A 12,393-nucleotide genomic window follows, 5' to 3' on the forward strand; every position below is an offset into this window, starting at 1 on the left:
AACCCGTTTTTCATGCGGCCATGCGTCACTGCACAGGCTGACAACCGCGAACAGCGAGAGAAATATTCGTTGCCGCCTTGATCTGATCGTAGTATTTGGCGGCCGTTTTCACACCCATGTCCGCGTAGTTCCCCGCACTGGGGCTGATCAGCGTGCCTAGCTGGGCCCAGGCGGCAGCCGATTGCCGGTCGCTCTCATAAGCTGAGAATGCCTGGTAGATTTCGTTGCAGGTAATGCCATCTCCATCCATGGTCGCGGACGAGACGTGAGAGGAAGTCTGACACCCCGTCAAAGCCCCAACCGCCAACAAAAATCCAAGGCTCTTATACTTCATTGATCAGGTCTCCCGGGCCGCAATGGCCTCTTTTCGAAAATATGGATAGCATGGTCTTATACATTTCAGTCCGATGCCAGGGCCGCTGGTCTTAATTGAAAGATGTATTGAAAATCCCTCGCCGCAAACTAAGCTAGTCTTGTCTTTTCATTCGTTTGAGCATGCCCATGAAAGCGTGTTTTCATGCATTTGTCGCCATCGCGCTGTCAATCCTGCTTCTCTGGAGTCCTGCCCGAACTGGCCACGCTGAAACCGTCCTGCATGTCGCCTACGAAGATAAAACCCAATTCCCCTATTACATGGGCGACACTCAAAAGGTTCTGGACAGACCCGGCGCTGCGGTGGAACTGGTAAAACTGCTAGAAGAGCGAATACCGGATTTGAAGATCAAATTCAGCCGCTACCCTTGGAAACGCTGCCTTGCCATGCTCAACACCGGCCAGGTGGATGGAATATTCAATGCATCCTACAACGATGCCCGCACCCGCATTGGCGAGTACCCACGGAAGAATGGGCAGGTGGACCCCTCACGCCGCCTGACCACTATAAGCTACCATCTATACGCCCTGCCAAATGCTGAGCTGGCCTGGAACGGCGCGGCCTTCGAGGACCCGGACCTGGAGATTGGAGCGCCACTGGGTTATTCCATCGTGAATGATCTGGAGAAGCTTGGCGTCTCGGTAATGAAGGTCCGCAGTTCCGCGCAAAGCCTCCAACTGCTGGTCGCAAAGCGGGTAGACGCTGTCGCCCTCCAGTCGGTCACGGCAGATTTTCTGTTGAGCAACAATCCTGGTCCATTAGCCGACATTGTCCGGATCGACCCGCCCCTGAAAACCAAACCCTACTACCTGATGCTGTCCCGGCAGTTCAAAGAGGCCAACCCGGAGCTTGCCGAGCAAATATGGAACGCCCTTGGCGAACTGAGAAAGGAAAAACTTGAAGCGCTGGCCCGGCCCTACTCATCAGAACCGGGCTAGTCGGCTTTCCGCATCTGATTGAGACGCGTCAAAACTACCGCAGCGATGGCGAGGATCAGGATGGCAATGGTCTCAAAGAGAATATTCTCGGGCGCCATATTCTTTTCGGGAGCATCCATGGGGTTTGCCTTATTGTTTTTGGGTCAGCTCTTTGGCAAGTCTAGTTAAGTTATTCTTCCATGCCGACCCAATACATCACTCTGCGCTTTCAGAATGAGCCAGCCCGTAGTCGATCGCCGCACACACCGCCGCGGCCTGCGCGGCATTGCATTGTTCGGGGGTTACACGGGGGCTGTCGGGATAAACCTCGGTGGTGGTCCGGTAAGGAGCGCGGGTCATGCCAGCGCACAGACCCCACTGCGAGAGCGGATACTGGATCACGCCCCGGGCGACCACCGGTGAACCGAAGATCTCACCACTCTCATCAGCCGGCGCAATGTGCGTAATCTGTTCCACTGCCTTGATCAGTGCCTGCTGGAAGTCCGGCTGGGGGTTTTCGCTGTCGTCGACCACATAGAAGCCATCGGGAATCCCGGCCGGCTCGAACGGCTTGCCGTCGCGGGCGGCCAGCGCCGGGCGGAACTCCGACTCGTCCGTATCGGTGGTTTCGTGAAGATCCACATGAATCAGCGCGAGATCACAAACAGGCGCCACCAGCCGCATGAGCGCAGCCGACTCCCCGGCCGGGCTGTCCTCGTGGAACGAGCGGTTGGGGTCGATTGCGTTACGGTTCCAGCGATGAATACGCTCGTACGCCCAGGGGCTGACGCAAGGCGCAACCAGCAGATTCACGCGCCCGGCATAATCCGCCGCGTGCTTATCGAGAAACTCAAGCGCGCCATGAACGCCGCTGGTCTCGTAACCGTGAACGCCGCCCGTGATCAGCACCACCGGCAGATCGTCTTTCCAGTCGCGGCTGCGAATCGCCATCAGCGGATAATAATCCGGGCCGTAATCCAGCCCGCCGTATTCTTCCACATCAAACCGCGTGCCAAGGCGCTCGATCACGCTCAACACCTCCGCCTCGTAACTGCGCTGACGGGTCTGCCGTGACAACCATTCGGCCCGCTCTGCCTCGCCCCAGGGAGTGCCGGGGGTGCCGATTGGATAGGGTGTTGAAGCGGTGTTCATAGCAGCGCTCCGTTAACGATCGCCCGCAGCTCCTGACGGATTGGGTAGGTGGACGACGGAATCAGTTGCGTCATGAAAATCATCACCAGCTCCTCTACGGGATCGACAAAAAAGTTAGTGCTCGCAAGGCCACCCCAACCGTACTCACCAACCGATCCGTTGGTCTGGGATTTGGCGACGTCAGTTTTTACAGAAAAACCCAGACCAAAGCCAGTCCCGGCAAAAGGTGTCTCGCTGAATGCACCGACAGACAGGCCCGGTAGATCCTGATTGCCGGGCAGATGGTTACGACACATGAATTCCAGAGTTTTTCGACCAATAATTCGCCGCCCCCGGAACTCGCCACCCTGACACAGGGCCTGGGCGAAGTGGAAATAATCGTCGATGGTGGAAACCAGCCCGCCACCGCCGGACATGAACTGGGGCTTACGCCGAAAGGGAGATGTCTCGGGGTCATCCTGGAGCGTGAACTGATCACCGGCCTGGTACTGATAGCAGGCAGCGAAGCGGTCAAGCTGATCATCCCGAACGTGGAAGCCGGTGTCAGGCATATCCAGAGGCTCAAAAATATGCTCCCGCAGATACTCATCAAACGGCTTACCGGACAGCAACTGCACCAGATACCCCAGCACATCCGTGCTGACCGAATAATTCCAGGCTGTGCCCGGGGAAAACTCCAGAGGCAGCTCTGCGAGGCGATCGACCAGGGCTTCCAGCGCCATGCTCCGGCTGCCATCCAGCTTAAGCTCGCGGTAGGCCGCGTCAACGTTGGTGCGCTGCATGAATCCGTAAGTCAGGCCTGACATATGCGTAAACAGGTCGCGGATCGTCATGGTGCTGGATGCAGGCGTGGTCAGGAAGTTCGGATAAACCCCGCTTTTATAAATCCGCTGGTGTCTCCAGGCAGGAATATATTTGTGCACGGGATCATCCAGTAAAAACCGCCCCTGCTCATAAAGCTGCATCATGGCGATAGACGTGATCGGCTTGGTCATGGAATAGATGCGGAACACCGTATCCCGGCGGACCGGCTTGTTGCGTTCCACGTCCATCAGCCCCTGGGCTTTCACATAGGCAATCTCCCCTCGCCGGGCGACCAGTGTCAGCGCGCCGGGTAGCTTCCCGGGCTGGAGATAGCAACGGTCAAGGTGACGTTCAATATTTGGAAGATGATCCGTCGACAGGCCAGCAACCTGTGTGTGTTCCGTCATAGCACGGGCACCTCTTCAAGCGCCTCATCCCAGGCCGCTCTGCTCGCCGTGAAAAGGTGCGCCGTTGGCTTTATGGAGACTTCAGTGTCCAGACACCCTGCTGGAACCACGAGCAAACCTTCAAGCTGAGTGCTTGGCAGTGCTGAACCACACAGCTTACAAAAACTCTTGCTATGGCGGGTGCCTGGAAGCGTAAAGGACGTCACGGCATCGTTACCGGCCAGCCAGGTTAATTTGGCGGATTGTGAAAACAGATTTGCTGCATGAGCAGAACCCGTATCTTTTTGGCAGTGCTGGCAATGGCACAAGTAAAAGTTCTCGAAATCGCCTTCTATATCAAATTTCACGGTGCCGCAAAGGCAGGAACCAGAATGAACAGTCATCGGTTTTTCTCTATCGCCTCTTACTGAGAAACCCACAACATCGCGAACAGGTAGCCCAGCAGTAAATATTATTTTCGTGACCGAAGTGCTGCACCATAGGCCAGTGTCGCCCAATGGCGCATTTCTGATGAGTCTTCCAGTGCCTCTTCTGGTGCCAGGTAGTACGACATTCCCACCATTTTCTGCCCCTTCGGATACATGAACTGGGATAACCCCCGTTCTTCGAAACGGCTGACTGACTCAGAGTCGACTTTCAGGTAGAGCATGTCATCGGCGACAAGGCCGATCATTACATCATCGTGGTAGATGCCATAGCCACCGAACATCTTTTTGGCGCGAATTTCACCGAATTCAGAAAAAACTTCTTTAAGGTATTCAACGTATTCGCTCATGGCCATGGGCTCTCTTCAGGCTTTTTCAGTTCTACCCCCGGACATACTATGCGAGATCGTGTTTCTCCGACCATATCCTTAGGTCATCAAGAATCTTCAGCGCGCTGCGGCCAAACTCCGTCAACTCATAAGTCACCGCGAACGGCCGGTCATTGATGACCTTTCTCACCACCATCTCCCGCGACTCAAGGTCCTTGAGACGCTGATCGATCATCTTCTTGCTGGCACCGCCAAGCATGCGGGCAAGGTCGTTGAAGCGCACCGGACCGTCTTTCAGGTGGTAAATGATGGAGCCAGTCCATTTTCCGCCAATGATGCGCATGCCCCTCTCGATGGCGCAGGGTTCCATGCAGGCATTGAAAACTTTTTTTCGGCCGTAGTGGTCTGTTTCTACGCGACTTTCCATCTGTTCTCCAGCAACTGGAAGCAGGTTACTAAAAGTATACTAATTGAACACCATTTACAGGTAACCATAGTATACCAGGATTACTTTCGTTACTAATCAGGGAGGTTCTGATGAGCAATATCCTCATTATCAATGCGCACCACTACTATTCTTTCGCGGAAGGCAAACTCAACGGAACTCTGGTCCAGATGGCCGACGAGTTGCTCACTGCCCAGGGGCATAAAACGAAAATCGTGGAAGTCGATAAAGGCTGGGACGTAGAACAAGAGCTGGAAAACCACCAGTGGGCAGACATCATCCTGCTGCAAACCCCGGTTAACTGGATGGGCGTGCCCTGGAGCTTCAAGAAGTACATGGACGAAGTGTACACCGCCGGTATGGGCGGCGCGTTGTGCAACGGCGATGGCCGCACCGAAGAAGCACCCAAGGCAAATTATGGCAATGGCGGCACGCTGCAGGGCAAAAAATACCTGCTCTCACTCACCTTCAATGCCCCCGAAGAAGCCTTCAATAATCCTGATGAGTATCTCTTCCGCGGCGGAAGCGTAGACGACCTGCTCTTCCCCATGCACATGAATTTCCGCTTCTTCGGCATGGAGGGCCTGGACACCTTCGCCTGCTACGACGTGATGAAAAACCCGCAAGTAGAGTCGGATTTCCAGCACTTTCGAACTCATATTGAGGTGCAAATTCCGGGCGAACGGAGCACATCATGACCGATACACATCAGGTACATTGCGACTGCGGCACAGTGGAAGTCACCATGACCGGAGCCCCCAAAGTCCATGCGTTCTGCCACTGCGAGGATTGCCGGGAGCTACTTCAGGTCCCCTATCACTCTGTGCTGGCATGGGAAGCGGATCAGGTTTCGGTTACGAGGGGTGAGTCGAGTGTAAAAACGTTCCAGCACCCTTCCAAGCGGATGACACGCGTGTTTTGTCGTGATTGTGGGGAGGTGCTCTACAACACCAACGCTAAGGGCTGGAGGCTGGTTTCACAGCTTCTGGTGCTCAAGACCAACGGGAATACACTTCCAGAGTCTTATCAGCCAAACGGACATTTCTTCTACGACCGCCGAATCATCGACATTGATGATAAATTGCCAAAACGATGAAAGCTGAACGGTTTAGGTATAAAGCGGGCCATCACCGCATGGCCCGGACATCCTCGATATCCACCGGCCTTGAGAGTAGGGATTTATACCAGACAAGATCCTCCTTCAGCATCAACGGAAGCTCAAGGCCGAGTACGAGCATGGTCTCGTATTGAGAAAAATCGATGTTTAACGCAACCCAGGTTCTATTTTGCGCATCGAAGATTTGTGCACCGTCCGCGTTACCTACCTCCACTTTGACACCCTCATATTTGAACTGGACGTAGGTCAGGTCCCAACCCTCTTCCTGGCGGTGGGCAGCCGCTTTGGATATAAACTGATGCCCTGCCTGGACCACAGACGAAAAGTGCTCCCCAGGGACAAAGAGATCAATGTCATGGAGATCGCGCTGAGAGCCATATCCCCTTGCGGCGAGTCCTCCACAAATGAGGAAGGGAATATTCCTGTCTCTCAGTAGCGACACTATCCACTTGGCTGCTGATTGATGCACGCCTTCTCCTTCACGTGAGTATAGCTGGACGATTGCCCTGATTGGCAGGATGCTTCGATTCCGCCCAATGCATCTGATAGTGTAACCGGCCTTTCAATCACTGTTCATCGGAACTTTGGCATGGCCCCCTCCAAGCACCACCCGTGGTTTCCGCTACTCATTTTCCTGGGCGCAGCCTTTACCTTCAGTGTGACAATGATCGGCACCACCATGCCGACGCCGCTCTACCCCATCTACCAGGACAGATTCGGCTTTTCCGATCTGATGATCACCATCATCTTTGCTGCCTATGCCGGGGGCGTGATTGCCGCTCTGGTGCTGACAGGGCGCTGGTCCGATCAGATAGGCCGCCGGCCACTGCTGTTCGCGGGCCTGGCTTGCTCCATCATCAGCGACCTGGTGTTCTGGCAGGCCAATGGCCTGGGAATGATCCTCACCGGCCGGGTATTGTCCGGGCTGTCCGCGGGGATATTTACCGGCACGGCCACGGTGGCTGTCCTTGAACTGGCTCCACCCCACTGGCGGGACAAAGCAACCTTCTTTGCCACGGCGGCAAACATGGGCGGGCTGGGCCTCGGACCCATGCTTGCCGGTGCCCTATCCGAGTATCTGCCCTGGCCGCTACACCTGACCTTTTTGGTGCACTCCGCCATGGCCCTGCTGGCCGTGTGCTGCATTTGGGCAGCGCCGGAGACCGTCTCAAAACCCGCTCGTCCAAAACTGACCATCCAGCGCCTGAGCGTGCCACCGGAAGCTCGCGGCGTGTTCATTCCCGCCGCCATTGCCGGTTTTGCCGGCTTCGCCATGTGCGGCTTCTTCACATCCATCGCCCCGGCGATGATGGGCAAGGTCCTGGGCTATGACAACCGGTTGCTGATCGGCGTTGTTGCCGGCAGCATTTTCATCGCCTCAACCATTGGCCAGTTCCTGCAGGGCGCCCTGTCGCTCAGGCTGCGCCTTCCTCTGGGCTGCGTGTCTCTGATGCTTGGAGTAATCCCAATAGCACTGGGCATCTATACTCAATCCCTCGCCCTGTTCATAACCGGGGCCGTGATTGCCGGCATAGGCCAGGGTATTTCATTCCGGGCCGGCATGGGCGCAATCGCCTCGGCCAGCCCGGCTACGGAGAAGGCCGCAGTAACGTCCGCCTTCTTTGTTGTGGCCTATACCGCGATCTCTGTGCCGGTGATCGGCCTGGGCTTGATGGCAACCGTGACCAGCCTGACGAAGACCGGAATCAGTTTCGCCGCTGTTATGGGGTCACTGGCGGCGCTGGCATTGGTACTGTTGATTCGGCGGGCACGGGCAGAGGCGCGATGAGACCGGATATTTACCAAGCAGTGACGCAGGGCGAATCGGATGGGACGAAAAATTACCACTACAGTTGGGGCATTCTCACGCCATCCCATTACTATTATGCGTCAGGTGATATTCTCCGTTAGATACTCGAGGTGCTTGCCATCGGTACCGCAACAACCACCAAGAATTTTCAAGCCGAAATCTCGGTTCAACTTCGCCATGAGCCCTCCCCACTCTTCAACAGATTCGGATCTTAGCTCTGCTGAACCTTCCAGCTCGTCATGGCTAAGGGAGGAGGCGTTTGCCTGTATACCAATCAGCCGTTCAAATAATTTTTCAGAGAGCGTATCTGGATCAAGAAATGACGGGTAGGAGCAGTTAACAAAATATCCAAGCGGTTTACTCATGATCTTGGCATCGACATATTCAATTGCCCTCTGAATTTCTGTTCCATCCAGGACGGTACCATCGGAACCGATCACGAAACTTATGATGTAAGGTAATCCCGTAGCTTCCATTGCAAGAGCAATTCCAGCTGCCTCCTCTACTGAAGGCAGCGTGACTGCAATAAGAAAATCCACACCCGAGTCTGCTAGCTGATCGATCTGCCATTTGTGGAACTCGCTCGCCTCATTCAGTGACAAGCCTTCCTCAGGCAGATAACAATCGTTTTTACAGCCAATCAGACCACCAATTTTAACGGGCACTTTCCTGGATTCTTCGACAACTAATTCTTTCAGGAACTTTGCGGCGTCAACGTTAATGCTCTGTCGCTGATTTGAGGCTTGCACTCTCTCCCTGTTTGCCCGCCAAGTAGGTGTACAAAGCAATATTGGCCGGTTATTGGCCTCAGCGATGCCGAGATATTCCCGGTACAGGCTCTCCAGCTCCGCTCTACCATCGTTGCTATAAATCAATGGGGCGTGAACTAAACTCTGGTCGAGTTCTACCTTTCCGCTACGACGGAGCCTTTCGATAATGGCAGCCTCGGCGAGGATAAAGCGATGGTTTTCTAGAAGCTCTTTCATCTGAAATTCTCGGAGGAACTCGTTTGTTAACCTTGCCAACAGGGGCGTGAGGGGCATCCCTGCTTGCCTGGCCTTGTTATTTGACAGGCTATCACGTAGCTACCCCACCTACCGCCTCAGATCTGACGGGCCGCCCTGAACGCGAGGGCTGCTGACTCCCCAGGGCACCAACACGGTGAGTACCCCATCACATCCTTCGACTGCCTTCTCGATAACCTCACGGCCGTCGGTTGCCCCCGGTAAGATGGAGATTTTGCGACGTACCGGAGCGCTAACGTAGGTGCGTCCGACAACAGCCACTGGTTATGCTTTACCGGCCTGAATCCACCGTCAAAACTATTGCTTCACCAATCTCAGTAATCGCCTCATTCCTCTCTGAGAAAGAAGCTTCTGTTTGCGTAAGATATAGGGCTACAACGATGGGCTGGCGTTCCGGTGGCCAATTTATGGCCGTTATAGATCGCGATCCGAAACCTCCAGCCCCAGTTCGATCTGCAACAATCCAGCCTTCCGGAACAGCAGCCCGAAAAAGTCCATCTGCGACTTGGTTTCTCTTAAGCCAGTCATGTAGTTGATCTCTGGACTTTCCAGATAACACGTCGCCCAACAGCAAATTCTGAAGACTTTTCACCATCGCATTTGGAGTTGTTGTATCCCTATTATCGCCTGGTACCGCCGCATTAAGTTCCGTCTCCCAGCGATCAAGACGGGTTATATCATCGCCCAAGTCCCTTGCGAACGATGTTACTTTTTCCGGTCCACCCAGAGCTCGCAAAACCAAGTTTGCGGCCGTGTTGTCGCTCATCGTCAGAGCAGCCTCACAAAGATCCGAAAGGGTCATAGCTTGACCGCCAGCGTATTTCTCCGTGATGGGAGAGTAGGTCACGAGATCTGACTCTGAAAAACTCACCGTTCTTTCGAGACTCTCCTGCCCCGCATCGACCCGGTGAAGCAGGGCCGCACAAGCAAGCGTTTTAAACGTACTGGACATTGCGAATCGCTGATCAGCTTGATACTCCCATCGCTGACCGGATTCCAAATCATAGGCAGCAAAGCCCACTTGAGCCTCTATCTCACCAGCGATTCTCGCCACAGTTTGAATCAAGGAACTATGGCCGTCAGCAGATGCGATTGATGCCAAAAAGCTAAGAAAAATAGCTAAAGGAAACTTTAGTAACGCCGTCACTGGTTCAATTCTCATAAATTTCTCAGCACTTGGTTCGAACTGCATAACGTTTCAGCTCAGCCGCGGGCAGCCCTCGAAGCGGGTTGGCCGTCGGCTGGAGCGCTTTGTTGGCTGGCACGCCAGCTACTTAGGTGGATTCGCTGGCGGAAGTGCTCCGACATACTCCTGTAGATCGATGAGCGGCTGCTGGCTCACCTCGAGGGATCCGTCGCGTGGTCGATCGAGATCGACCACGAGGGTGATAACCGCACCAAGGAGGGCGATCAGCACGATGGTAGTGAGGGGGCTGCGCCGCTGGATCAAGCCTGCGTTGTAGCCCACCATCCCCAGCGTCAGCATCGAGCCGCAGAAGAGGAGAAGGATGATCGTTTCCGGTACGCGTGCGTAGATGCCCGCCGTTACCCGCGTCTCGTTAAGGTCGATCGTCTCGTTCAGTGAGTCAATGAACAGGGCCAGGACGTCAGATTCGGGTGTGGCGCGGGCCAACTCCTCGGCGACTGACCAGAGCTTCTCTTGGAGCTCGACCGATCGAGCTATTTTCACTCGGACTTCTGCCAGATCGTCGGTCGCGATGCGCAGGGGAACGTACTCGCGGAGCAGCTCCCGGATCTCGCTCGAGGCCGGCTCTGGCAGGTAGCCGGCCCTGAGGTAAGTGGTACCTATGGAATTCGCCTCTGCCAGCACGAGCCCGCGGCGCGTGTCGAAGCGATCGGATGCCATCCCCATCGCGACCGCGAGCAGAAACGCCATAAGGGCCAGGAGCGAGCCCACGATCATGCCCGTGGGGCCCTCCTTCTCGTCTTGCGTGCGCTCCTGCCACCAATACCCGTAGCGGTAACCAACCTCGATAACGGTCAGCGCGACAATGGCGAACGCTACGAAGACGCCACCGATCGGCAGTGAATCAAGTATCTGCTGGAAACTCATCGTCCCTCACGCTTCGGTAGTGGCCAGGTTCGCGAGATGTCGCGAATAGCCGTTATATCGGGCATGGAATAGTCCTTGTGTCATGCTGCCCAACGCCGCCAACATGCGCAGTTTTGTAGTGGAGGCCAAGCCGCAACGGAAAAGCTGTCGCCGTGATTGGACTTGTTAGCAATTGTACTTTGTTGATAAGAATGTACTAGGGAGCTACTTCTTCTTATCCATTTGTTCCTTTAATCCTGCAAAGGGATTATAGGTTGCTGGAGCTTGCTCGCTTTTTTTACTACTGCCATAACGCACGAGATTTTCGAATTTGGAGTGCTCCTCATCGTGGCAATACAGGCATAAGAGTTCCCAATTACTGCCATCCGGCGGATTGTTATCATGGTTGTGATCGACATGATGAACGGTTAACTCTGGTAGATTCTTGCCAGAAAACTCCCGCGCACAGCGACCACAAATATGGGGAAATAGCTTCAGCGCCTGCTCTCGATAGCCAGTATCTCGCTTGGCGTTGTATTTCAGCTGTTCGGCGCGAACTTGGTCGAAGGTAGATTTTTTATTCATAGCGAAACCTGAATCCTTCTTGTTTTCTTACATCTAAGCTGCCTGTAGAGAATAGCTAAAACTCATGTTCTTTCGTTAATGCTGATTAAAGCTAACAGGAACTTACCCGAAAATCGGCACTGCTTTTCGTAATATCTCATGTAATAACAAAACGTTCCGCATTATTGCGGGCTACCCAAAAAACCGAAACGCCCGCTAGCCAGGTGTAGCCGACCAGCCCGATAAACATGTAACCGGAGTTATTGGTGAAAACGGAAGACAGGCCGATGATCAGGAAAACAGCCAACACGCCAAGAAAACTGATTGCGGTGACACCCAAAGAACAAGCAGTGCAGTGGTAATTCAGTGAACAGTATGGGTGACAGGTCTGTTCCAGGACCATGGCCCGGCTATAGCCGGGCCTGTCGCTGTGCTTGCAGCTTAAGCGCTCGTCTTCATGATCATGTGATCGATCACATGCTTGTGTTCACGCTGGGGGCTGAACATGACGATCTCCGCGTCCTTATCAACCTTTACGTTGTGCCCCCGGGGCCAGAAAAAGAGATCATTTTCGTTGACCGTTTCCTGCTTACCGGCTGCATCGGTGGTGGTGAGCTGGCCGCGCACGACAAAACCCCAGTGCGGACACTGGCACATATCTCCTTCCAGCCCCTGAAACAGCGGCGTGGTATCCACGCCCGACGCCAGCGTAAAGTACTCGCCGCTGATCTTGCCCAGGCCGGCAGCATCGCCGAAGTCCATTCGTTGGCGAATCACCGCGCCCGGAATCTCCATCCTGACTTCCACATCGTCTTTGGCTACACGCATAATTGTTGCTCCAGAGTATGCATGGATGCATGTATGGAGTAGTACGCCTGTCGCTGCATCCCTTTCTGGCGACAGACGCCCAGCGCCAACATCACGCGCGGCTATGGAATAACTTCTACATTACGCCGAATACCGCACGGCGAA

At 54.6% G+C, this 12,393-nt stretch carries 17 protein-coding genes; 4 read left to right on the plus strand and 13 right to left on the minus strand.

The annotated features are described in order from the left end of the window. Positions 1–25: 25 nt before the first annotated feature. Positions 26–334 (minus strand): hypothetical protein, encoded by a 309-nt coding sequence (locus FMN52_RS06645; protein WP_148607900.1) that lies wholly within the window; start codon positions 332–334, stop codon positions 26–28. A 167-nt stretch (positions 335–501) separates the two neighbouring features. On the opposite strand from FMN52_RS06645, the gene FMN52_RS06650 reads away from it, so the two are divergent. Beyond that, complete coding sequence (locus tag FMN52_RS06650) at positions 502–1,311, plus strand: transporter substrate-binding domain-containing protein (protein ID WP_240339408.1); 810 nt, start codon at positions 502–504, stop codon at positions 1,309–1,311. Here FMN52_RS06650 and FMN52_RS20095 read toward each other — a convergent pair. The 6 genes from FMN52_RS20095 to FMN52_RS06675 form a co-directional block, all read right to left on the minus strand. Further along, on the minus strand, positions 1,308–1,430 hold the full coding sequence (locus FMN52_RS20095; RefSeq protein ID WP_275898168.1) for a hypothetical protein: 123 nt from the start codon (positions 1,428–1,430) through the stop codon (positions 1,308–1,310). The genes FMN52_RS06650 and FMN52_RS20095 overlap by 4 nt on opposite strands. Before the next feature lie 76 nt (positions 1,431–1,506). Then, on the minus strand, positions 1,507–2,442 hold the full coding sequence (locus FMN52_RS06655; RefSeq protein ID WP_148607902.1) for a M14 family metallocarboxypeptidase: 936 nt from the start codon (positions 2,440–2,442) through the stop codon (positions 1,507–1,509). Next, the gene (locus FMN52_RS06660; RefSeq protein ID WP_148607903.1) at positions 2,439–3,653 is read right to left on the minus strand and encodes a serine hydrolase domain-containing protein; all 1,215 of its coding nucleotides are present in this window, start codon (positions 3,651–3,653) and stop codon (positions 2,439–2,441) included. The genes FMN52_RS06655 and FMN52_RS06660 overlap by 4 nt, the downstream gene beginning before the upstream one ends. Then, the gene (locus tag FMN52_RS06665; RefSeq protein WP_148607904.1) at positions 3,650–4,036 is read right to left on the minus strand and encodes a GFA family protein; all 387 of its coding nucleotides are present in this window, start codon (positions 4,034–4,036) and stop codon (positions 3,650–3,652) included. The genes FMN52_RS06660 and FMN52_RS06665 overlap by 4 nt, the downstream gene beginning before the upstream one ends. 68 nt (positions 4,037–4,104) lie before the next feature. Then, on the minus strand, positions 4,105–4,434 hold the full coding sequence (locus FMN52_RS06670) for a TfoX/Sxy family protein (protein ID WP_205424911.1): 330 nt from the start codon (positions 4,432–4,434) through the stop codon (positions 4,105–4,107). A 40-nt stretch (positions 4,435–4,474) separates the two neighbouring features. Beyond that, positions 4,475–4,834, minus strand: a complete 360-nt coding sequence (locus FMN52_RS06675) for a helix-turn-helix domain-containing protein (protein WP_148607905.1) — start codon at positions 4,832–4,834, stop codon at positions 4,475–4,477. 110 nt (positions 4,835–4,944) lie between these two features. Here FMN52_RS06675 and FMN52_RS06680 point away from each other — a divergent pair, with 110 nt between their 5' ends. Then, complete coding sequence (locus tag FMN52_RS06680; RefSeq protein WP_148607906.1) at positions 4,945–5,550, plus strand: NAD(P)H-dependent oxidoreductase; 606 nt, start codon at positions 4,945–4,947, stop codon at positions 5,548–5,550. Then, on the plus strand, positions 5,547–5,948 hold the full coding sequence (locus FMN52_RS06685; protein ID WP_148607907.1) for a GFA family protein: 402 nt from the start codon (positions 5,547–5,549) through the stop codon (positions 5,946–5,948). Before FMN52_RS06680 ends, FMN52_RS06685 begins: the two co-directional genes overlap by 4 nt. Before the next feature lie 31 nt (positions 5,949–5,979). On the opposite strand, the gene FMN52_RS06690 is transcribed toward FMN52_RS06685, so the two are convergent. After that, entirely contained in the window at positions 5,980–6,438 is a 459-nt protein-coding gene (locus tag FMN52_RS06690) for a hypothetical protein (RefSeq protein WP_148607908.1), read from the minus strand. A gap of 120 nt (positions 6,439–6,558) precedes the next feature. Between FMN52_RS06690 and FMN52_RS06695 the strand changes: the two genes are divergently transcribed. After that, positions 6,559–7,758 carry an MFS transporter gene (locus FMN52_RS06695; RefSeq protein ID WP_148607909.1) on the plus strand — a complete coding sequence of 400 codons (1,200 nt, stop codon included), beginning with the start codon at positions 6,559–6,561 and terminating at the stop codon, positions 7,756–7,758. Positions 7,759–7,859: 101 nt separating this feature from the next. On the opposite strand, the gene FMN52_RS06700 is transcribed toward FMN52_RS06695, so the two are convergent. From FMN52_RS06700 to FMN52_RS06730, 5 genes are all read right to left on the minus strand, one after another. Continuing rightward, the gene (locus FMN52_RS06700) at positions 7,860–8,765 is read right to left on the minus strand and encodes a homocysteine S-methyltransferase family protein (RefSeq protein WP_162525026.1); all 906 of its coding nucleotides are present in this window, start codon (positions 8,763–8,765) and stop codon (positions 7,860–7,862) included. A 310-nt stretch (positions 8,766–9,075) separates the two neighbouring features. After that, a complete protein-coding gene (gene bla / locus FMN52_RS06710) occupies positions 9,076–9,996 on the minus strand; it encodes a class A beta-lactamase (RefSeq protein ID WP_240339409.1) in 921 nt (306 codons plus the stop codon). Between the two features lie 78 nt (positions 9,997–10,074). Further along, on the minus strand, positions 10,075–10,878 hold the full coding sequence (locus FMN52_RS06715) for a hypothetical protein (protein ID WP_148607912.1): 804 nt from the start codon (positions 10,876–10,878) through the stop codon (positions 10,075–10,077). 204 nt (positions 10,879–11,082) lie between these two features. Next, entirely contained in the window at positions 11,083–11,442 is a 360-nt protein-coding gene (locus FMN52_RS06720; protein WP_148607913.1) for a YajD family HNH nuclease, read from the minus strand. Positions 11,443–11,862: 420 nt separating this feature from the next. After that, complete coding sequence (locus FMN52_RS06730) at positions 11,863–12,249, minus strand: cupin domain-containing protein (RefSeq protein ID WP_148607914.1); 387 nt, start codon at positions 12,247–12,249, stop codon at positions 11,863–11,865. Between the last annotated feature and the right edge of the window lie 144 nt (positions 12,250–12,393).

This window comes from Marinobacter sp. BW6 (assembly GCF_008107725.1).
Taxonomy (GTDB): Bacteria; Pseudomonadota; Gammaproteobacteria; order Pseudomonadales; family Oleiphilaceae; genus Marinobacter.